This is a genomic window from Trinickia symbiotica, assembly GCF_002934455.1.
Taxonomy (GTDB): domain Bacteria; phylum Pseudomonadota; class Gammaproteobacteria; order Burkholderiales; family Burkholderiaceae; genus Trinickia; species Trinickia symbiotica.
In genome coordinates, this window is sequence record NZ_PTIR01000021.1 from 84,297 (window position 1) to 102,877 (window position 18,581).

The following is an 18,581-nucleotide window of genomic DNA, read 5'->3' on the forward strand; positions in this document are numbered from 1 at the left end:
CTATTCCGATGCCGAGGGTTTGCCTTTGATTTTGGACGTGTTCAGTGCCACGGCGGCGCGAATGAGCTTTTTGAACGCCTCTTCGTCGATTTCCTCGCCCTCGCGGAAATCGATGGCGCGCCGCGTGTTCCCCTCGAGGCTGGAGTTGAAGAGCCCGGAAGGATCCTTCAAAGCCGCCCCTTTGGCGAAAGTCGTCTTCACGACGCTCTTATACGTCTCGCCCGTGCAGATCAAACCTTCGTGCGACCACACCGGCACGCCTCTCCACTTCCACTCCTCGACGACTTCGGGATCGGCTTCCTTGATGAGCGCGCGCAGGCGGCTGAGCGTCTCGCCCCGCCAGTCGCCGAGCTCTTCGATTCTCGCATCGATGAGCTGCGGCGCGGACATTTCTTCTTGCGATCCAACTTTCTTCATGGTTTTAATCCTCGAGCGGAGAGCAGGAAAGTCTCTGCCGAGTGTACTCTCTGGTACATCCAATAATCGTCTTACTCAGGTTGGCAATCGCTTGCAACTATCCTCTATCGGCGCGCGAGCAGACTCGCGCAGTAGACGAGCGCCGCGAGCGCGGTGATCCAGAAGCTCGTCGGCCAATCGGTGTAGAACGCGAGCGTCACGCCGAGCCACGCTTGCCCGAGCGCGAAGAGCGCCGCAAGCGGGATGCCGCGCGAGAGCCGCATCGTGAGGTTCTGCGCCGCCGCCGCTGGACCGACCATCAACGTGAAGACGAGCAGCACGCCGACGATTTGCGTGCAGGCCGCGACGGCGAGCGCCGCGATCGCGAGAAACAGCATCGAGACGAAGCGCAGGGAGACGCCCTTCGCTTCCGCGAGCTCCGGCTGCAGCGTCGCGAAGAGCAGCGGGCGCATGATGGCGCCGAGTGCGATCAGGCTTGCGGCGCCGATGCAAGCAAGAATGACGAGCGTCTCCACGGTGACGCCAAGCACGTTGCCGAAGAGCAGCGACGTCACTTGCGTGGCATAAGCCGTGAAGAAATGCAGGAACAACAGGCCGCAGCCGAGCGAGAGCGAAAGTACGACGCCGATCGCCACGTCGCGGCCCGCGAGCCGCTCGCCGAGCGCGCCCATCGACAACCCGGCCGCAAGCGTGAAGCCGATCATGCCCCAGAGCGGCGAGATGCCGACGAGCACGGCACCCGTCGCGCCCGTGAAGCCGACGTGCGACAGCGCGTGTCCCGCGAACGTCTGCCCCCGCATGACGAGAAAGTAGCCGACGATTCCTGCAAGGACGGCGACGATGCCCGACGCCGCGAACGCGTTGACCATGAAGTCATATTCAAACATCGTGCGTATGTCCGTGCGTGTGGCCGTGCTGATGGTCGTGACCCTGCTCGTGCGGCCCATCGTCTTCGTGCTCGTGATCGTGCTTTTCGATTTCGACGTCGCCCGACATCACGAAGATGCGCCCGTTCACCCGCATGACATCGATCGTCGACCCATATAGACGCGAAAGGACGGGCCGCGTGATGACCTCGTCGACGGTACCGAGCGCGGCCGCGCCGTTGCCGAGATAGAGGACGCGATCGAGCGCGTTGAGCAGCGGGTTGAGCTCGTGAGCGGAGAACAGGACCGCGATGCAGAGTTCGCGCTGCACGCGGCGCACGAGTTCGACGACGCCGCGCTGATGATGCGGATCGAGGCTGATGAGCGGCTCGTCGAGCAGCAAAAGGCGCGGCTTGCCGAGCAGACACTGCGCGATCAGCAGCCGTTGGCGCTCGCCGCCCGAGAGTTCGGAGAGCGGACGTGCCGCAAGCGCCTGCCCGTCGACGAGGTCGAGCACACGCTCGACGTCGGCGCGCGTCGCGGCATCCGCGCGCGGCAGGCCCCAGCGATGGCCATCTGCCGCCATCGCGACGAATTCGCGCCCGCGCAGGCGCCGGCCCGCGAGCGCACTGCGCGTTTGCGGCATGTAACCGATCGCCACGTTGCCGCGCGCAACCGCTTGCCCCGCGACGCGGATCGCGCCGCTCGCGACCGGGACGAGGCCCAGCACGGCACGCATCAGCGTTGTCTTGCCCGCGCCGTTCGGCCCGAGCACCCCGATGAACTCACCCTCGTCGATTGCGAAGCTCGCTTCGTTCAGGATGGTCCGGCCGCCCAGCATGAGCGTCGCCCGGTCGAACTCGAGCGCGTAACGTTGCGATGGGTTGGCGTGGGTCGTCATCATGGCGTGCCTACTGCTGTCCTCCCAGTGCGGCCGAGAGCTCGTCGAGCTGCGAGAGCATCCATTGCTGGAAAGTCGTGCGCGCCGGCTGCGTCTCGGTCACGCTCACGGTCGGCACATGCGATTGATGGGCAAGCTTCAACATTCGCTTGGTAATCGCTTCGATCGCCTGGCTGTTGTAGATGAGCGCATGCACTTGCTTAGTCTTCAGGTCATTCTCGAAGGCGGCGACGTCGGATGCGCTCGGCTCAGTGTCGTTCATGATCGCAAGCTGAAATCGGTCATTGCGCATCGCGAGGCCGATGGCGTCGGACATGTAGCCGAATACGGGCTCGGTCGCGGTAACGGGCGTGCCGTGGAATCGGGACTTGAGCTCGGCCACCTTGTCGTCGATCGGCTTCAACGACTCGAGAAACTTAGTCAGATTCGCGTCATAGTCGGCCTTGTTCGCCGGATCCTTGTCGTCGAGCGCTTTGACCACCGCGCGCGCGACGGCGGGCATTGTTCGTGGGTCGTACCAGAGATGCGGGTTGTCGCCGCTCTTCTTGCCGACGAGAGCGGCGGCAACGATCGTCGTGCGTTTGGCGCTCTTCGATGCGGCGAGGAGCTTATCCATCCACGGATCGTAGGCGGCGCCGTTATAGACGACGAGGTCCGCATGCTGCAATGCGCGCGCCGTCTTCGGGCTCGCTTCGAAGAGGTGCGGATCCTGATCGGGGTTGCTGAGAATGCTCGTGACCTCGACGTGCTTGCCGCCGAGCTGGCTGACAACGTCGCCATAAAAGTTTTCGGCTGCGACGACGTTGATGGTCTTCGCGGCTTGCGCGAGCGCCGGTCCGCTCAACGATAACGCCGCAAGGACTGCCACCGCGAGTACGGGCAGCCGGCGCACGCGCTCGGCGGCCCGTCGGAATTTCAAAGCTGCGTTCACGAGTTTTCCTTGGTATTGATCTTCTTTGTCTTGCATTCGCCGCAGAGCCCTGAGAGCTCGACGACTTGCTTATGCACTTCGAAACCGTGCGCGGGTGCGCTCGCGGAAAGCCGCTCCGCGAGCTCTTCGCCCGGAATTTCCACCGTATCACCGCAGCGCTCGCAGATGAGGAACTGGCTCTGATGCGGCTTGCCGACCTCGCAGCAGGCGACGAACGCGTTGCGCGATTCGATCTTGTGGACGAAGCCGTGCTCGACGAGAAAGTCGAGCGCACGGTAGACGGTGGTCGGCGGCACGCGGCCGCGCTCGGGCTCGAGCGCCGCAAGGAGGTCGTAGGCGCCGATCGGCCGGGCCGCGACGACGACGAGCGCGTAGACCTGCCGGCGCAGCGGCGTCAGCGCCAGGCCGTGCTCGGCCGCGAATGCGTCGGCGCGGGCGAGCTGTTCGGAGACGGAATGGACGGCGGCGGCTGACATGGCATCGTTCTCGTTCGGGCAACAACCGAGATGATATAACATATCACCGCCGGCTGCGACCGGGGCGAGCGGCTATGCCGCCAAGCTCTAAAGCACCGTACGCACGTGCCAAAGCTCGGGGAACAGCACGACGTCGAGCATCTTGCGCAGATAGGGCGCGCCGCTCGTGCCTCCCGTGCCTTGCTTGAAACCGATGATCCGCTCGACGGTCGTCACATGCCGAAAGCGCCACTGGCGGAATGCGTCTTCGAGATCGACGAGCTCCTCGGCCATCTCGTAGAGCTCCCAGTGCTTCGACGGATTGCGATAAACCTCGAGCCATGCCGCTTCGACCGTCGCGTCGTGGACGGTCGGTTGCGTCCAATCGCGCTCGAGCCGTGCGGGATCGATCGTGAATCCGCGCCGCGCCAGCAGGCGCACGACTTCGTCATAGAACGACGGCGCCTGGAGCGCGGCGCGCACGAGCGCCAACACATCGGGACGATGCTCATGCGGCTTGAGCATCTGGACGTTCTTGTTGCCGAGCAGGAATTCGATCTGGCGGTACTGATACGACTGAAACCCCGACGAGGCTCCCAGATAGGGCCGCATGGCCGTGTACTCCGACGGCGTGAGCGTGGCGAGCACGTTCCACGCCTGGACGAGCTGCTCGAGAATGCGCGAAATGCGCGCCAGCATCTTGAAGGCTGGCGGCAATGCATCGCGCTTCACGCAATCGAGCGCGGCACGCAGCTCGTAGAGTCCGAGCTTCATCCAGAGCTCGCTCGTCTGATGCTGGACGATGAACAGCATCTCGTTGTGATCGGGCGAGAGCGGGTGTTGCGCCGAGAGAATGCGATCGAGTGAAAGATAGTCGCCATAGCTCATCGATTTCGAGAAGTCGAGCTGTGCGCCGTGCCAGCCGTTCGTCGATTGCGATTGATTCGAGGCGTCGGGCAGATCGGGCAACGCCATGTGATCATTCATTTCGGTGTCCTCATCATGTTCCGGTCAGTGCCGCTCATGGAGCGGCCTTCCCCCTCACGACATCATTTGCCGATCGATCTCAGGTAACTGAATGGCGTGCGGCGAACTCGGGCGCGCGCCAGCTTTCGTTCGCGAGAATATCGCGCAGCGTTTCCACCGCGTCCCAGACATCGACGAACCGCGTATAGAGCGGCGTGAAGCCGAAGCGCAGGACATGCGGCTCGCGATAGTCGCCGATCACGCCGCGCGCAATCAGTGCTTGCATGACCTCATACCCGTGCGGGTGCGCGAAACTCACGTGCGAGCCGCGTTGGGCGTGAGCGCGCGGTGTCACGAGCGTCAGCGCATGGCCGGCGCAGCGCGATTCCACGAGCTCGATGAAGCGATCGGTCAGCGCAAGCGATTTGTGCCGCACGGCCCCGATGTCCGTCTCGAGAAAGACGTCGAGCCCGGCTTCGACGAGCGCCATCGAGACGATCGGCTGAGTGCCGCAAAGAAACCGCCCGATGCCTTGGTCGGGTGCATAAACGGCATCCATCGCGAACGGCGCGCGATGTCCCCACCAGCCCGAGAGCGGCTGCGAGATCGCGTCCTGGTGGTGCTTGGCGACCCACGCGAAGGCCGGGGCGCCCGGCCCGCCGTTCAGATACTTGTAGGTACAGCCGACGGCGAAGTCGGCGCCCGCGCCGCGCAGATCGACAGGGACGGCGCCCGCCGAGTGCGCGAGGTCCCAAAGCGCAAGCGCGCCCGCTCGATGGGCGATCTTCGTCAGCGCCGTCATGTCGTGCATGTAGCCCGTGCGGTAGTTGACGTGCGTGAGCATCACGACGGCCGTTTGATCGTCGATCGCTTCGGGCAGCTCGGCGGGGTCGTCGACGAGGCGTAGCACGTGCCCTCGATCGAGCTGATCGATGAGCCCTTGCGCGATATAGAGATCGGTCGGAAAGTTGGCGCGCTCGGAGACGATCACCCGGCGCTTGCCGTCGCGTGCCGCGGCGAGCCTCAGCGCGGCCGAAAGCAGCTTGAAGACGTTGATCGAAATGGTATCGGTCACGACGATCTCGCCCGCACCGGCACCAACGAGCGGTGCGAGCTTGTCGCCGAGCCGCCGCGGCAGCGCATACCATCCGGCCGCGTTCCAGCTGCGAATGAGCCCGTCGGCCCATTCCTCGCCGATGACGGCCTGGGCGCGCGCGGCGGCGGCGAGCGGCGGCACGCCGAGTGAATTGCCGTCGAGATAGATCACTTGCGGGTTCAGTGCAAACCGGCTGCGCAGGTCGGCAAGAGGGTCGTCGCGATCGAGCGCGAGTGCTTCTTCACGGGTTTTCATGGCGAGAACGAGAGAACGTAAGAGTAATCAGTTGGCGTTGTTCGATACGACCGAGGGCAATCCGCTTGGCGAAGCGATAGGACGGACACTCGACTCAACGGCGCCCGGACGGCAGCGAACGCAGCACGGCACGCACGGGGCTCGCGTCGAGCGTCGCGAACTTGAGCGGCAGCGCGATCAATTCATAATCGCCGGCCGCGACGGCATCGAGCACGAGTCCTTCCAGTATCACCATGCCATGAGCGCGCACACGGCGGTGCGCATCCATTGTTTTGGACTCCTGAGGATCGAGCGACGGCGTGTCGATGCCGATGAGTGTCACGCCGCGCTCGGCCAGCAGGTCGATCGTCTCCGGCGCGACCGCGCAAAAGTCACTGTCCCAGTGAGCGAGCGGCGCTTCCGCATAGGTGCGCAGCAAGACGCGCGGCGGCAGTGGGCCGCCGAGATGCGCCGCAAGATGCTCGGGGCGGACTCGTGGCGCGGCGCCGATGCAATGAATCACGCGGCAGGCGCCGAGATACCGATCGAGCGGCACGGCACCAATCGCGGCGCCGTCAGCGTCGTAGTGCAGTGGGGCGTCAGCATGGGCGCCTGTGTGCGGCGAAAGCGTGAGCCGCGCCACGTTGACGGGCGAACCGGCTTCCATTTTCCACACGCGTTCTATGTGCACGGCCGTGTCGCCCGGCCAGACTGGCGTCGAGCAATCGATGGCCGGCGAGATGTCCCAGAGCGTCTCCATACCCTATCCGCGTAGTCGATCTGGCGATGATAGGCGCCTCTTCGCGCAATGTGCTTGCGATATCGGCGAGCAAAGTGACGCGTCTTAGAACATAATTCGAGATCCGACAGAAAAAGGGGCCAAAAATGACTGCGATCTCGCTCGATGCCACCGATTGCCGGATCCTGAGCGTGCTGCAGAACGAAGGGCGCATCAGCAACCTGGACCTGGCCGAACGCATTTCCCTTTCGCCGTCCGCGTGCCTGCGCCGGCTGCGCCTGCTCGAGGAGCAAGGCGTGATCGAGCGCTATCGCGCGTGTCTGAACCGCGAGGCGCTCGGCTTCGAGTTGGAGGCGTTCGTGCAGGTATCGATGCGTAACGACCAAGCCAACTGGCATGAGCGCTTTGCGGAGGCGGTGCGCGAGTGGCCCGAGGTCGTGGGCGCGTTCGTCGTGACAGGTGAAACGCATTACCTGCTGCACGTGCTCGCGCAAAGCCTCAAGCACTACTCGGATTTCGTGCTGACCAAGCTCTACAAGGCGCCCGGCGTCATGGATATTCGCTCGAACATCGTCTTGCAGACGCTCAAGGAAGATGCTGGCGTACCCGTGATCGTTCGAGAGGCGCAGCGGTAGGACGCTAACGCGGGGCGGCGCGCTCGGCCGCATCCGCGCCAATTCGTCCCGCAAAGAGCGCGCGAGAGACGTGACTCAGGCCGTTGTGCCTTGTCCGGTCTCGTCTTGGCGGCGCCGCTCGTCACAGCGGCTTCAATCCGTGAAAGCCGCCGCCGTGAAAAACGAGCGGCGCCATTCCGGCGGCGTCGGGGTGCAAGCCGCAACGCTCGACTTCTCCCACGAAGATGACGTGGTCGCCTTCTTCGTAGCGGCTGCGGTTGTGGCATTCGAACCAGGCGAGCGCGCCGTCGAGAACGGGCATGCCGCTATCGCCGGCCGCGTGCGAGACGCCCGCGAAACGATCGCCCTTGACGGTTGCAAAGCGTTGGCAGAGCTCGAATTGCGAATCCGACAGCACATTGACGACGTAATGACTATTGGTCCGGAAGACCGGCATCGAAGCCGATTTCGTCGCGAGGCTCCAGAGCACGAGCGGCGGATCGAGCGAGACCGAGTTGAACGAGCTCGCGGTAATGCCGATCAGTTGTCCGGACGATGAGCGCGTAGTGATGACGGTCACGCCGGTCGCGAATTGAGCGAGTGCGCGACGGAACGAAGTCGAATCGAAGTTCGGGGGGCTGGCGCGTTTCATCAGGCGCACGCTCCGTGTTTTCTTTGCCGGCCTTGGAGGGTCGGCGGTCGCGGCGTCTTAGGCGGCAGCAAATGAGAAACCATGGCATGAATGGGCAGATATCCGAGATTTTAATGGAATCCGGACGTTCCGCCCGCGACCCGCGTCGGCGGGATGGCATCAAGAACGGTTGCGCAGGCGGCGGCGCCGGCTCCTGCGGCCGTCCGCAACCAAGCGAAGGAAAGGCCACTTGGCGTCGTCGAACTGCACGGTTGCGGTCGCGGGCACGAAAAACGCACTAAGCTGTGTGGGCGGCGAGATTCGCCGCCGCATCGACCGTTCCCTGAAAATCGAAGGAGCAGCAGCCATGTCTGAGGCAAGCGAAACCGCCACGCTGGGCGGCGGATGTTTCTGGTGTCTCGAGGCAGTCTATCTCGATGTCGACGGCGTGAAGTCCGTCGAGTCGGGCTATGCGGGCGGCACTGTCGAGCGGCCCACTTACGAGCAGGTTTGCGATGGCGATACGGGGCATGCCGAAGTCGTCAAAGTCGAGTTCGATCCGGTCAAGATCAGCTATCGCGAGATTCTGCAGATCTTTTTCTCCATTCATGATCCGACCCAGCTCAACCGGCAGGGCAACGATGTCGGCACGCAGTATCGCTCTGTCATTTTCACTCACTCGGACGCGCAGCGCGAAACCGCCGCGGAATTGATTCGCGAGCTCACGCGTGAAGCCCTCTTCGATCGGCCGATCGTCACGCAAATCGAGCCGCTTGACGGCAATTACTGGCCGGCCGAAGCCTATCATCAGAATTATTTCGCTCAGCATCCGGACCAGGGGTATTGCACGTTCGTCGTTGCCCCGAAGGTCGCGAAGTTCCGCGCCAAATTCGCCGCCTGGATGCGCCCCGGCGCGTGAGACTAGTTGCGCGCACACGCCGCCGCGATTTCGCGCGCAAGCGCCAAGCAAGTGAGCGGTGCCGAGCCTTCGGCCTTGTTGTTCGCGACGATGAGGACGGGTTGCCCCGCGAGCGCGTAACGGGCGGCCAACTCGGCCAGCGCCGATCGCGTGCCCGGATCCTCGTCGACGAGCCGGTTGAACGGCTCGTATTTCGCTCTCGCCTGCTCGTACTTGAAGCCGCCATGAAGGCTCCAGCGGACGATGAGCGGCCCGGCGGGCACGTCCCCGTCGAGGAGCGCTAGCGCGGCCGCCTGACGTAGCGGATGGGGCATGCGCGCATGCAATCCGACGCAGTACCGCGCACCGCGCTCGCGCAACATCCGAACGAACCGCGGCGTGAGAAGGCACGCGTCGCGAATCTCGACCGCATAGCAAGAGGCCGGCATGCCGCCGGCGGCTTGGGGCAGCGCGGGCAAGGCGGCGAGAAAGTCCGCGAGCCGGGCGACGAACGCGGCGGGATCCGCCAGCATGCGCTCGGGCAGCGGCGGAAACTGGAATACGAGTGCGCCGGCTTTTGCGCCGAGGCCGGCGAGGCACGGCTCGACGAATTCGCTTGCCGCGAGCCGCGCATCGAGAAAGCAAGGATTGTCGGCGACAGGCTCGCCGCGCTCGGCGCGCAGCGTCGCGTCGGTGACGGAAGCAGGCGCTTTGACGATGAAGCGAAAGTCGTCGGGCACCTGTTGGGCATAGCGAAGATAGTCGGCGATGCTGAGCGGCGCGTAGAACGAGCGGTCGATGCTGACCGTGCGCAGCAGCGGATGCGCGCCGTAGGCGGTAAGCCCATCGCGCGCGAGCTTCGAATCGCTGTAGGCATCGCCGTAGACGATGCCCTCCCAGCCCGGAAAGGACCATGACGAGGTGCCGAGGTGCACTTGCGGCGGCAATCCGGCAGCCGCCGCGAGTGCATCGGCCGAGGCGGGCGCGGGCAAAATCTCACGTGCGCGGCGCTTCGGCTTGGCGGGCTCCGTGCGCGGCGCCGCCGTTGCCAGCGTCGGCGGCGCCCCGAACAGGTCCAGTTGCGGCTTCAGTGGCGGATCGTCTTCTCTTTCGTCCATCAAGACACTTGGCCGCGCGACGCGGTCGAACGCTCAAAGCGGCTGATCGTACATGTAGCGGCGCGACCAAGGCAACGTCTGCGCACTGCGGCCGGCCTTGCGGCAGACCACTTGATAGAGCGACACGTCGTCGTGCTCGAACGCGTAGGCGCAGCCGGCGAGATAGACCCGCCAGATGCGGAATTTTTCGTCGTCGACGAGCTTTTTCGCCTCTTGGGCACGTGCCTCGAAGTTCTCGGACCAGAGGTCGAGCGTGTGCTTGTAATGACGACGCAGGCTTTCCACATCGACAGCCTCGAGCCCGCCGCGCTGCATCGATTCCAGTGCAAGGCTGATGTGCGGCAGCTCGCCGTCCGGGAACACGTAGCGGTCGATGAACTCGCCGCCGCCCAACGCCGTCTCGCCGCTTTCATAATCGGTCGACGTGATGCCGTGATTCATCGCGATCCCGTCGTCGACGAGCAGATCGCGGATCTTGCCGAAATAAGTCGGCAGATTCTTGCGGCCGACGTGCTCGAACATGCCGACGCTCGTGATGCGGTCGAACTGTCCATCGACGTCACGGTAGTCCTGCAGGCGAATCTCGATCCGATCGGCAAGGCCGGCGGCCTTGACGCGCTCGGTCGCGAGATCGAACTGGTTCTGCGACAGCGTCACGCCGACGCAGCGCGCGCCGAACTTGCTCGCCGCGCGCAAGACGAGGGCGCCCCAGCCGCAGCCGATGTCGAGCAGGCGCTGGCCCGGCTGCACCTGGATCTTGCGCAGGATGTGGTCGATCTTCTTGAGTTGCGCCGTGCCGAGGTCTTCGTTGCCGTTTTCGAAGTAGGCGCACGAGTAGACCATGTTCTCGTCGAGCCAGAGCTTGTAAAACTCGTTCGAGACGTCGTAGTGATATTGGATCGCCTTCTTGTCCGACGATTTCGTGTGATTGAAGTAGCGGCGCACACGGGCGAGCTTGCTTGCGCTAGTCACTGTACTGCGGGCGAGCGAGTAGCCGATATTGATGATGTCGGAAAGCTTGCCTTCGATATCGATCTTGCCCTTGACGTAGGCTTCGCCGAGGTTGTCGAGACTCGGCTCCAGCAAGAGCGGCAACGCCGAAGCGCTATTGACCTTCAGCGTGACCTGCGGCGCCGCGAAGCTGCCGAAATCGAGCTGCTGACCGTTCCATAAGACGAGACGCGCCGGCAGGTTCGTCTTCATCTTCACATCGTCCACCCACTGCGCGAGCTTCTTTTCCCAGAACATGCTTGTTCTCCGTGTCTTATCCGTTGACCTCAACATCAAAAGCACAGCCTAAAAAAGCACAGCAAATGCGCGGGCGGGCCCCGGCGAGCGGGCGGCGCGGCGCGACCTGCGAAAGCGGTCGGACGTGGCGGACGACGCGTCGAGCGGGCAACATCGTCGCGCCGCCATCGACATCCGGTCAGGGCGCTTCGGGGGCTCCCTTCAAGGCGAAAGTCGGGCGATGCGCCAGTGGCCGTCGGCTTCGCGAGTGTAAAGAATGCGATCGTGCAGTCGCGACGGGCGGCCCTGCCAGAATTCGATCCGCTCGGGCACGAGCCGGTAGCCGCCCCAGTGAGGCGGGCGCGGCGGGCCTTCGCCGAACCGATCGGTGTACGCTTTCTCGCGTGCTTCGAGCTCAGCGCGGCTCGCGATTTCGCGGCTTTGCTCGGAGGCCCATGCGCCGATGCGCGAGCCGAGCGGGCGCGACGCGAAGTAGGCGTCGCTCTCCTGCGCGCTCGTTTTCTCGACGGCGCCTTCGATTCGAACCTGGCGTTCGAGCTCGGTCCAGAAAAAGAGGAGGCTCGCATGCGGGTTCGCGGCAAGCTCGCGGCCCTTGCGGCTTTCGTAGTTCGTGAAAAAGACGAAGCCACGATCGTCGACGCCCTTGATCAGCAAAATGCGCGCCGACGGGCGGCCATCGGCATCGACGGTGGCGACCGTCATGGCGTTGGGTTCGGGCAATTCAGCATCGAGCGCCTGCTGGAACCAGAGCTGAAATTGCCGGATCGGGTCGCGCTCGACGCTGCTTTCGTCGAGCGAGCCGCGCGCGTAGTCTTTGCGAAGTTCGGCAAGGGTGAGCATTTTCTTTTATGCGACCGCTTCAGTCGGGCACAGTATAGCCAAGGCAGGAAAATCTTGCCGGGAGGCGATCGGCGCCGAGGCGTGCAAAAATACGCGTTTCGACTGCAGTCAACGCCCGACGCATCATGTCCAGGACCTTGGTCACGAGCACCGATCTTACTCCCGCGCCAGCGCTCGATGAGGAGAGCGACGACGCCGAGCGCGCGCGCCGCTTCGGCGGTGTGGCGCGGCTTTACGGCGCACCGGCGCTCGCGGCGTTCGAGCGCGCGCACGTGGCCGTGATCGGGATCGGGGGCGTCGGCTCGTGGGCGGCCGAGGCGCTCGCCCGCAGCGCGATCGGCCAGCTCACGCTCGTCGATCTCGACAACGTCGCCATCAGCAATACGAATCGGCAGATCCACGCGCTCGACGGCAACTACGGGAAACCGAAAGTGGAGGCGATGGCGGAGCGCATCGCGCTGATCGATCGCGCCTGCGAGGTCCGCCTCGTCGAGGATTTCGCGGAACCGGACAACTTCGAGGCGCTGCTGGGCGCGGGCTTCGACTACGTGATCGACGCGATCGACAGTGTCCGGACGAAGACGGCCTTGATCGCCTGGTGCGCGGCGCGCGGCCAGCCGCTCGTCACCGTCGGCGGTGCCGGCGGCCAGCTCGACCCGACGCGCATCCGCATCGACGATCTCGCGCTGACGATCCAGGACCCTTTGCTCTCGAAGGTGCGCGCGCAATTGCGCAAGCACCATGGCTTCCCGCGCGGGCCGAAGTCGAAGTTCAAGGTGAGCGCCGTTTTCTCGGACGAGCCGCTGATCTACCCAGAAGCGGCGGTCTGCGACATCGACGAGGCCGCCGAGCACGTCCCCACATCGCCGGGCCACCAGGGCCCGGTCGGCCTCAATTGCGCGGGATTCGGCTCGAGCGTCTGCGTGACGGCGAGCTTCGGTTTCGCGGCCGCGGCCCACGTCCTGTCGACGCTGGCCAAGAAGGCGGCCGCGAGCACGCCGGCCGGCTGAGCGGGACGCCCGCTCAGTGCAGCGTGGCGCTGAGCTTGCGGCGCCACTCGGAAACGAGCTCCGGCCGGTGCGCAGCCAGATCGAAGACCGACAGCATCGTCTTGCGGCCGACATCGTCGCGGAACGTCCGATCGCGTTTCACGATTTCGAGCAGATGCTCGAGCGCCCCTTCGTAGGCCCGCCGCGCGATCAGCAGATTCGCCAGATCGAAGCGCGCGTCGAGATCGCCGGGATTCGCGGCGATGCGCGCTTCGAGCGCGTCCGTCGGCGGGAGCTCGGTCGCGGCATCGAGCGCATCGAGCCGCGTCTTGAGCGAGTTGTAGCGCACGTCGATGCCCTGCGTCACTTTCGGCGAAAGTCGCTCGGCCTCGTTGCGCGCCTCGTCGACCCGCTCCTCGTCGATCAACAGCTCGAGCAGATCGAGCCGCGCTTCGTCGAAACCCGGGTCGAGTGCGAGCGCCGCCTTCAGGTGATCGAGCGCAACGCCGCGCCGCCCCTCTTCGAGCGCGGCAAGCGCCGCACGGCGCTCCGCCTCCGCGGCGTTCGGGACGAGCCCGTCGATGAACGCGCGCAGTTGCCCTTCCGGCAATACGCCGATGAATTGATCGATCGGCTGTCCGTCGGCGAATGCGACGACGTGCGGGATGCTGCGCACCTGGAAATGGGCTGCGAGCTGCGGATTTTCGTCGACATTGACCTTCACGAGCCGCCACTTGCCGGCGGACTCGTGCTCGAGCTTTTCGAGCAGGGGGCCTAGCGCCTTGCAGGGCCCGCACCAGGGCGCCCAGAAATCGACGAGCACCGGGACGAGCTTCGACGCCTCGAGCACGTCCGTTTCGAAAGTGGCGAGAGTAGTGTTCATCAGGACCTCGTTGACCTCTTCAACACTGGACCGCTCCGAGAGTGGGGGCGGCGAAGGGAATTTCAACCGCTTAGCCCTACCGCGGATGCCGCTCCGGCAGCGGAATCCACTCGGTCTCGCCGGGAATCTTGCCCATCGCTTGCTCGGTCCACGCCGCCTTGGCGCGCTCGATCCGCTCGTGCGTGCTGGCCACGAAATTCCATTCGATGAAGCGCTCACCCTCGAGCTTCGCGCCGCCCAGCACCATGACGGTCGCGCCCGTCGCGCTCGCGAGCGTCGGCGTCTCGCCCTCGACCAGCACCGCCATCCGCCCTGCCGGAAGCGGCTCGCCGTCGAGCGACAGGTCGCCGTCCACGAGATAGACACCGCGTTCCTGGTGCTCGGGTTCGAGCGCCAATGCACTGCCGGCGGAGAAACGCGCCGCGACGTAAAGCGTCGCGGAGAACGTCGTCACGGGGGAGCGGGCCCCGAAGGCCGTTCCCGCGATGACGTCGAGCCGCACGCCGTTGCGCTCGAGGTGCGGCAGCGTTGCGGCGGCGTGGTGCTCGAACGACGGCTCGGCTTCTTCGTGCTCGAGCGGCAGGGCGACCCAGGTCTGAATGCCGTGCAGGACGTGATTGTGGCTGCGCTCGTCTTCGGGCGTGCGCTCCGAATGGACGATGCCGCGGCCGGCCGTCATCCAGTTGACGTCGCCCGGCACGATTTTCTGGACGGAGCCGATGCTGTCGCGATGCATCATCGCTCCCTCGAAGAGGTAGGTGACCGTCGCGAGTCCGATATGCGGGTGCGGCCGCACGTCGAGGCTCGCGCCCGGCGCGAACGAGGCGGGCCCCATATGATCGAAAAAGATGAACGGGCCGACGAGACGCGCGGCCATTGCCGGCAGCACGCGGCGAACGGTGACGCCGCCCACGTCGCGCTCCGAGGGCTTGAGAATGATCCTGATCGACGACGACATGAGCCGCTCCGTTTGGGTGACCGGGACATTCTACCGCCCAGTCCCCTGGGCTCGCGGCTCACCGGTCGGCGGTGAGCGTCCCTGTTACGTCATACGATTCTTTGCGAGCGGCGGATTCGCGGCGAAGTAGCGCTTGATGCCTTTCATGATGGCGTTCGCCATCTGGTTGCGGTAGCCGTCGTCGTTCAGACGCGTCTCTTCCTCGGGATTGCTGATGAAAGCCGTCTCGACGAGGATCGACGGAATGTCAGGGGCCTTCAGCACGGCGAAGCCCGCCTGCTCGACCGATCCCTTGTGCAACTTGTTGATGTCGCCGATCTCGCGCAGCACATAACCGCCGTAGCGCAGCGAATCCCGGATCTGCGCCGTAGTCGACATGTCGAAGAGCGCGCGGTTGACGGTATCGTCCTGCGTCTTGACGTTGATTCCGCCGATGAGATCGGACGCATTCTCCTTGTTCGCCATCCAGCGTGCTGCCGCGCTCGACGCACCATGCTCGGACAGCGCGAACACCGACGAGCCCCGCGCCGTCGGCGTCGTGAACGCGTCGGCGTGAATCGACACGAAGAGGTCGGCATTGACGCGCCGCGCCTTTTGCACGCGCACGTTGAGCGGAACGAAGAAGTCCGCGTCGCGCGTCATCATCGCGCGCATGTTCGGCTGCGCATCGATCATCGCGCGCAGCTTCTTGGCGATGTCGAGCGCGACGTGCTTCTCGTAGGTCCCGGCGCTGCCGATCGCGCCCGGATCCTCGCCGCCGTGGCCCGGGTCGATCGCCACCGTCAGCAGGCGTACGGTGCGGCCCGTTTTCGGCGTCGCGAACGGGTAGGTCTCGCCGCCGAGACCGTCCTCGCCATTGCCGAGACCGTTTTGCGCGAGGGCGCTGCCCGTGCCGTCGTTACCGCCGCTGGGCGGCACGGATTTGTCACGAGCGACGTCCGACTTGCGCCGCGCTCGCCCCGCCGCGCCTTCGCCCGCGCCCGCGCCGCCCGGTGCCGGGGCTCCTTCGGGCGCGGAATTTTGCGCGTAGCGCTGGAAGAATGCGTCGCTGTTGTCGGCGGGCGCGCCGGGCGGCGTGGCGGGCCCGGCGAGCGGTGGCGTCGGCCCCGGAGGCGGCGTTGCCGGCCCGGCGAGCGGCGCCGGTGCGAGCGCCTCGGCGTCGGGCCGGCTTTCGCTAAACTCTTTTTCCTTGCGCTCCGTTTGCGCGAGCAGATCCATGAGCGGATCGGGCGCGACGGTCGGATAAAGATCGAGCACGAGCCGGTAGCGATAGCTGCCGATCGGCTCGAGCGAGAAGACCTGTGGCTTCACCGAGCCCTTCAGGTCGAAGACGAGCCGCACCACGTGCGGCTGAAATTGTCCGACACGCACGGAGCGGATCTGAGGATCGTTCGGCGCGATCTTCGAGACGAGGTCGCGCAGCGCCTGATCGAGATCGAGGCCGTTCAAGTCGACCACGAGCCGGTCCGGCCCTTGCAGCAGTTGCTGCGTCGTTTGCAGCGGCTGATCGGATTCGATCGTGACACGCGTATAGTCGCGCGCGGGCCAGACGCGCACGCCGAGCACCGAGCTCGCGAAGGCCGAGCGAGCGAGGAACGGCGCGGCGAGGCCGACGATGAGCGTCGAGGCCCCGGCGCGCAGCACCTGACGGCGGCGCCAGCTATGGGTCGCGGTGGCAGCCGATTCGATCGAGTGGAACGGTTTGATCAACATCTTTCGAGGCATGCTTTTCCTGATTCGCTGTATGCGCGCACATCGAGCAGACGGTGCTCGTCGCTACCGGGAGCGATTCCTCGCGCGTCGACGCTGAGCGCCAAGACGAGATCGGGCGTGCCGAGCAGGTCGCCGGCCTTTTCGGGCCATTCGACGAGACAGATCGCGCCCGAGTCGAAATACTCGCGAAAGCCGGCGTCGGCCCATTCGGCCGGATCGGCGAAACGATAGAGATCGAAGTGATAGACCTCGAGCTCGCCGCCGGGCCGGCCGAGCGCGTAAGGCTCGACGAGCGTGTAGGTGGGGCTGCGCACGCGCCCTTTGTGGCCGAGGCCCGCGAGCGTCGCGCGCACGAGTGTGGTCTTGCCTGCGCCGAGATCGCCGCGGAGCTGCGCATGCAGCCCATTGAACGCCGGCAGCGTGCGCACGTGCTCGAGTGCTTGCGCGAAACGGGCGCCGAACGCCTCCGTGGCGGCCAGGTCCTCGAGCACGAAGCGGCGTTCGAGTAGGACGCTCGCGGACGGAGCAAACGGAGAATCGGGCGCCACGGGCAATCTCGTAAAATAGCTTGGATGAAACGATGTCCGGAAAGGCCGCTCTTCATATGACAGCGCTCCATGCGGCTGCCTCCTCAGCCGAAACTTATCGCTTCGACGGCGCGGCGCTGGCGGCACTTGCGCGGCGGATTAAGGCATGGGGCCGTGAGCTCGGCTTCGGTGCGATCGGTGTCAGCGACACGGATCTGTCCCAGGCCGAAGCGGCGCTTAGCGCCTGGCTCGCGGCGGGCTGCCACGGCGAGATGGATTATATGGCCAAACATGGGATGAAACGCGCGCGTCCGGCCGAGCTTGTGGCCGGCACGCTACGCATCATCACCGCGCGCATGGCCTATTTGCCGGCGGCCACGCTTGCCGTTGCCGACGATGAAAGCGCATCGTCAGACTCGAAGGCTGCCGCTATGGCAGAGGACGCACCGGCATCGGCGGAGCGTGAGCGAAATGAAAGCGATCAACCCGATGAGCGCGATGAGCGCGATGAGCGCGCGGGCGCCCTCGATTGGCGCGCGCGCGAGCGGGCGCGCCTTGACGATCCCACCGCGGCTGTCGTTTCGCTCTATGCGCGTGGGCGCGACTATCACAAGGTGATGCGCCAGCGGCTGCAGCAGCTCGCCGAGCGAATTGAGCGCGAGATCGGCCCGTACGGTCATCGCGTCTTTACCGATTCGGCGCCGGTGCTCGAGGTGGAGCTAGCGCAAAAGGCAAGCATCGGCTGGCGCGGTAAGCATACTTTGCTCATCGAGCGCGATGCGGGATCGCTGTTTTTCCTCGGCGAAATCTATGTCGATGTTCCGCTGCCGGTCGATGTCGATGTCGATGTCGATGTCGATGTCGATGTCGATGTCGATGTCGATGCCGATGTTGATGCCGATGTTGATGCCGATGTTGATGCCGATGTCGATGCCGATGCCGATGCCGATGCCGATGCCGTTGCCGATGCCGATGCGGAGGCCGAAAAACCGGCCGTCAAGAAAGCGCCGCGCACGGCAGGCGAGTCTTGCGGGCGCTGCACGCGCTGTATCGACGTGTGCCCGACCGGTGCGATCGTCGGACCTTATCGCGTCGACGCGCGCCGCTGCATTTCCTATCTGACGATCGAATTGAAGGGCAGCATTCCGGAGGCGCTGCGTCCGCTCATCGGCAATCGTGTGTACGGATGCGACGACTGTCAGCTCGTCTGCCCGTGGAACAAGTTCGCGCAAGCGGCGCCCGTCGACGATTTCGATACCCGGCACGGCCTCGATCGCGCATCGCTGGTCGATCTTTTCTCGTGGAGCGCCGAGGAGTTCGATACACGAATGCAAGGCAGCGCGATTCGCCGCATCGGCTATGAATGCTGGCTGCGCAACCTGGCCGTCGGGCTCGGCAACGCGTTGCGCGCCGGAGGCGGGACGGCGCTCGGGCAGGCGGACAGGAGCCGGATCGTCGATGCGCTGCGAAGGCGGGCCGACGACGCATCGCCCCTCGTGCGCGAGCACGTGGAGTGGGCGCTCGAAGCCGCATAGAGACACAGTGATGAGGGAGCGA

General features: G+C 65.1%; 20 protein-coding genes. 4 read left to right on the top strand and 16 right to left on the bottom strand.

The genetic code is table 11. The annotated features are described in order from the left end of the window. The 8 genes from B0G57_RS24915 to kynB form a co-directional block, all read right to left on the bottom strand. On the bottom strand, positions 1 to 417 hold the full coding sequence (locus tag B0G57_RS24915) for a DUF1801 domain-containing protein (protein WP_020566192.1): 417 nt from the start codon (positions 415 to 417) through the stop codon (positions 1 to 3). A 104-nt stretch (positions 418 to 521) separates the two neighbouring features. Beyond that, positions 522 to 1,304, bottom strand: a complete 783-nt coding sequence (locus B0G57_RS24920) for a metal ABC transporter permease (protein ID WP_018440799.1) — start codon at positions 1,302 to 1,304, stop codon at positions 522 to 524. Continuing rightward, positions 1,297 to 2,187 carry an ATP-binding cassette domain-containing protein gene (locus B0G57_RS24925; RefSeq protein WP_018440798.1) on the bottom strand — a complete coding sequence of 297 codons (891 nt, stop codon included), beginning with the start codon at positions 2,185 to 2,187 and terminating at the stop codon, positions 1,297 to 1,299. Before B0G57_RS24925 ends, B0G57_RS24920 begins: the two co-directional genes overlap by 8 nt. A gap of 7 nt (positions 2,188 to 2,194) precedes the next feature. Then, positions 2,195 to 3,115 carry a metal ABC transporter solute-binding protein gene (locus B0G57_RS24930; protein ID WP_018440797.1) on the bottom strand — a complete coding sequence of 307 codons (921 nt, stop codon included), beginning with the start codon at positions 3,113 to 3,115 and terminating at the stop codon, positions 2,195 to 2,197. Further along, positions 3,112 to 3,591, bottom strand: coding sequence for a Fur family transcriptional regulator (locus B0G57_RS24935; RefSeq protein ID WP_020566191.1), 480 nt, complete (start codon positions 3,589 to 3,591; stop codon positions 3,112 to 3,114). The genes B0G57_RS24930 and B0G57_RS24935 overlap by 4 nt, the downstream gene beginning before the upstream one ends. Positions 3,592 to 3,678: 87 nt before the next feature. Next, positions 3,679 to 4,557, bottom strand: a complete 879-nt coding sequence (kynA, locus tag B0G57_RS24940) for a tryptophan 2,3-dioxygenase (protein ID WP_018440795.1) — start codon at positions 4,555 to 4,557, stop codon at positions 3,679 to 3,681. 79 nt (positions 4,558 to 4,636) lie between these two features. Then, complete coding sequence (gene kynU / locus B0G57_RS24945; protein WP_018440794.1) at positions 4,637 to 5,887, bottom strand: kynureninase; 1,251 nt, start codon at positions 5,885 to 5,887, stop codon at positions 4,637 to 4,639. Between the two features lie 94 nt (positions 5,888 to 5,981). Further along, on the bottom strand, positions 5,982 to 6,626 hold the full coding sequence (gene kynB, locus B0G57_RS24950; protein WP_018440793.1) for an arylformamidase: 645 nt from the start codon (positions 6,624 to 6,626) through the stop codon (positions 5,982 to 5,984). A 125-nt stretch (positions 6,627 to 6,751) separates the two neighbouring features. Between kynB and B0G57_RS24955 the strand changes: the two genes are divergently transcribed. Then, complete coding sequence (locus B0G57_RS24955) at positions 6,752 to 7,240, top strand: Lrp/AsnC family transcriptional regulator (protein ID WP_018440792.1); 489 nt, start codon at positions 6,752 to 6,754, stop codon at positions 7,238 to 7,240. A gap of 121 nt (positions 7,241 to 7,361) precedes the next feature. Here B0G57_RS24955 and B0G57_RS24960 read toward each other — a convergent pair whose 3' ends face one another. Further along, positions 7,362 to 7,871, bottom strand: coding sequence for a flavin reductase family protein (locus tag B0G57_RS24960; RefSeq protein ID WP_018440791.1), 510 nt, complete (start codon positions 7,869 to 7,871; stop codon positions 7,362 to 7,364). Between the two features lie 346 nt (positions 7,872 to 8,217). On the opposite strand from B0G57_RS24960, the gene msrA reads away from it, so the two are divergent. Next, the gene (gene msrA, locus B0G57_RS24965; RefSeq protein WP_018440790.1) at positions 8,218 to 8,769 is read left to right on the top strand and encodes a peptide-methionine (S)-S-oxide reductase MsrA; all 552 of its coding nucleotides are present in this window, start codon (positions 8,218 to 8,220) and stop codon (positions 8,767 to 8,769) included. Between the two features lie 2 nt (positions 8,770 to 8,771). Here msrA and B0G57_RS24970 read toward each other — a convergent pair whose 3' ends face one another. The 3 genes from B0G57_RS24970 to pdxH form a co-directional block, all read right to left on the bottom strand. After that, complete coding sequence (locus tag B0G57_RS24970) at positions 8,772 to 9,866, bottom strand: DUF72 domain-containing protein (RefSeq protein ID WP_018440789.1); 1,095 nt, start codon at positions 9,864 to 9,866, stop codon at positions 8,772 to 8,774. 33 nt (positions 9,867 to 9,899) lie between these two features. Then, complete coding sequence (locus B0G57_RS24975; RefSeq protein WP_018440788.1) at positions 9,900 to 11,114, bottom strand: SAM-dependent methyltransferase; 1,215 nt, start codon at positions 11,112 to 11,114, stop codon at positions 9,900 to 9,902. A 201-nt stretch (positions 11,115 to 11,315) separates the two neighbouring features. Beyond that, positions 11,316 to 11,954, bottom strand: coding sequence for a pyridoxamine 5'-phosphate oxidase (gene pdxH, locus B0G57_RS24980; protein WP_018440787.1), 639 nt, complete (start codon positions 11,952 to 11,954; stop codon positions 11,316 to 11,318). Between the two features lie 125 nt (positions 11,955 to 12,079). On the opposite strand from pdxH, the gene tcdA reads away from it, so the two are divergent. Then, positions 12,080 to 12,964: a tRNA cyclic N6-threonylcarbamoyladenosine(37) synthase TcdA gene (gene tcdA, locus B0G57_RS24985; RefSeq protein WP_018440786.1), complete on the top strand. Its 885-nt coding sequence runs from the start codon at positions 12,080 to 12,082 to the stop codon at positions 12,962 to 12,964. 13 nt (positions 12,965 to 12,977) lie between these two features. On the opposite strand, the gene trxA is transcribed toward tcdA, so the two are convergent. The 4 genes from trxA to tsaE form a co-directional block, all read right to left on the bottom strand. Continuing rightward, positions 12,978 to 13,826 (bottom strand): thioredoxin, encoded by an 849-nt coding sequence (trxA, locus tag B0G57_RS24990; RefSeq protein WP_018440785.1) that lies wholly within the window; start codon positions 13,824 to 13,826, stop codon positions 12,978 to 12,980. A 76-nt stretch (positions 13,827 to 13,902) separates the two neighbouring features. Beyond that, entirely contained in the window at positions 13,903 to 14,784 is an 882-nt protein-coding gene (locus tag B0G57_RS24995; protein WP_018440784.1) for a pirin family protein, read from the bottom strand. A gap of 84 nt (positions 14,785 to 14,868) precedes the next feature. Next, positions 14,869 to 16,509, bottom strand: a complete 1,641-nt coding sequence (locus B0G57_RS25000; RefSeq protein ID WP_102607230.1) for an N-acetylmuramoyl-L-alanine amidase — start codon at positions 16,507 to 16,509, stop codon at positions 14,869 to 14,871. Continuing rightward, the gene (gene tsaE / locus B0G57_RS25005; protein ID WP_026229682.1) at positions 16,491 to 17,051 is read right to left on the bottom strand and encodes a tRNA (adenosine(37)-N6)-threonylcarbamoyltransferase complex ATPase subunit type 1 TsaE; all 561 of its coding nucleotides are present in this window, start codon (positions 17,049 to 17,051) and stop codon (positions 16,491 to 16,493) included. The genes B0G57_RS25000 and tsaE overlap by 19 nt, the downstream gene beginning before the upstream one ends. Positions 17,052 to 17,101: 50 nt before the next feature. Here tsaE and queG point away from each other — a divergent pair, with 50 nt between their 5' ends. Further along, on the top strand, positions 17,102 to 18,559 hold the full coding sequence (queG, locus tag B0G57_RS25010) for a tRNA epoxyqueuosine(34) reductase QueG (RefSeq protein WP_104489601.1): 1,458 nt from the start codon (positions 17,102 to 17,104) through the stop codon (positions 18,557 to 18,559). The last annotated feature ends 22 nt before the right edge of the window (positions 18,560 to 18,581 follow it).

What these genes read in the sequence shown, in the direction of transcription:
- kynU (WP_018440794.1), bottom strand. Translation starts at nt 5,887, where the DNA reads ATGAAAACCCGTGAAGAAGCACTCGCGCTCGATCGCGACGACCCTCTT.
- B0G57_RS24915 (WP_020566192.1), bottom strand. Translation starts at nt 417, where the DNA reads ATGAAGAAAGTTGGATCGCAAGAAGAAATGTCCGCGCCGCAGCTCATC.
- B0G57_RS24935 (WP_020566191.1), bottom strand. Translation starts at nt 3,591, where the DNA reads ATGTCAGCCGCCGCCGTCCATTCCGTCTCCGAACAGCTCGCCCGCGCC.
- trxA (WP_018440785.1), bottom strand. Translation starts at nt 13,826, where the DNA reads ATGAACACTACTCTCGCCACTTTCGAAACGGACGTGCTCGAGGCGTCG.
- B0G57_RS25000 (WP_102607230.1), bottom strand. Translation starts at nt 16,509, where the DNA reads ATGCCTCGAAAGATGTTGATCAAACCGTTCCACTCGATCGAATCGGCT.
- kynA (WP_018440795.1), bottom strand. Translation starts at nt 4,557, where the DNA reads ATGAATGATCACATGGCGTTGCCCGATCTGCCCGACGCCTCGAATCAA.
- B0G57_RS24925 (WP_018440798.1), bottom strand. Translation starts at nt 2,187, where the DNA reads ATGATGACGACCCACGCCAACCCATCGCAACGTTACGCGCTCGAGTTC.
- B0G57_RS24920 (WP_018440799.1), bottom strand. Translation starts at nt 1,304, where the DNA reads ATGTTTGAATATGACTTCATGGTCAACGCGTTCGCGGCGTCGGGCATC.
- B0G57_RS24955 (WP_018440792.1), top strand. Translation starts at nt 6,752, where the DNA reads ATGACTGCGATCTCGCTCGATGCCACCGATTGCCGGATCCTGAGCGTG.
- B0G57_RS24970 (WP_018440789.1), bottom strand. Translation starts at nt 9,866, where the DNA reads ATGGACGAAAGAGAAGACGATCCGCCACTGAAGCCGCAACTGGACCTG.
- tcdA (WP_018440786.1), top strand. Translation starts at nt 12,080, where the DNA reads ATGTCCAGGACCTTGGTCACGAGCACCGATCTTACTCCCGCGCCAGCG.
- B0G57_RS24960 (WP_018440791.1), bottom strand. Translation starts at nt 7,871, where the DNA reads ATGAAACGCGCCAGCCCCCCGAACTTCGATTCGACTTCGTTCCGTCGC.
- B0G57_RS24995 (WP_018440784.1), bottom strand. Translation starts at nt 14,784, where the DNA reads ATGTCGTCGTCGATCAGGATCATTCTCAAGCCCTCGGAGCGCGACGTG.
- B0G57_RS24975 (WP_018440788.1), bottom strand. Translation starts at nt 11,114, where the DNA reads ATGTTCTGGGAAAAGAAGCTCGCGCAGTGGGTGGACGATGTGAAGATG.
- pdxH (WP_018440787.1), bottom strand. Translation starts at nt 11,954, where the DNA reads ATGCTCACCCTTGCCGAACTTCGCAAAGACTACGCGCGCGGCTCGCTC.
- kynB (WP_018440793.1), bottom strand. Translation starts at nt 6,626, where the DNA reads ATGGAGACGCTCTGGGACATCTCGCCGGCCATCGATTGCTCGACGCCA.
- queG (WP_104489601.1), top strand. Translation starts at nt 17,102, where the DNA reads ATGACAGCGCTCCATGCGGCTGCCTCCTCAGCCGAAACTTATCGCTTC.
- msrA (WP_018440790.1), top strand. Translation starts at nt 8,218, where the DNA reads ATGTCTGAGGCAAGCGAAACCGCCACGCTGGGCGGCGGATGTTTCTGG.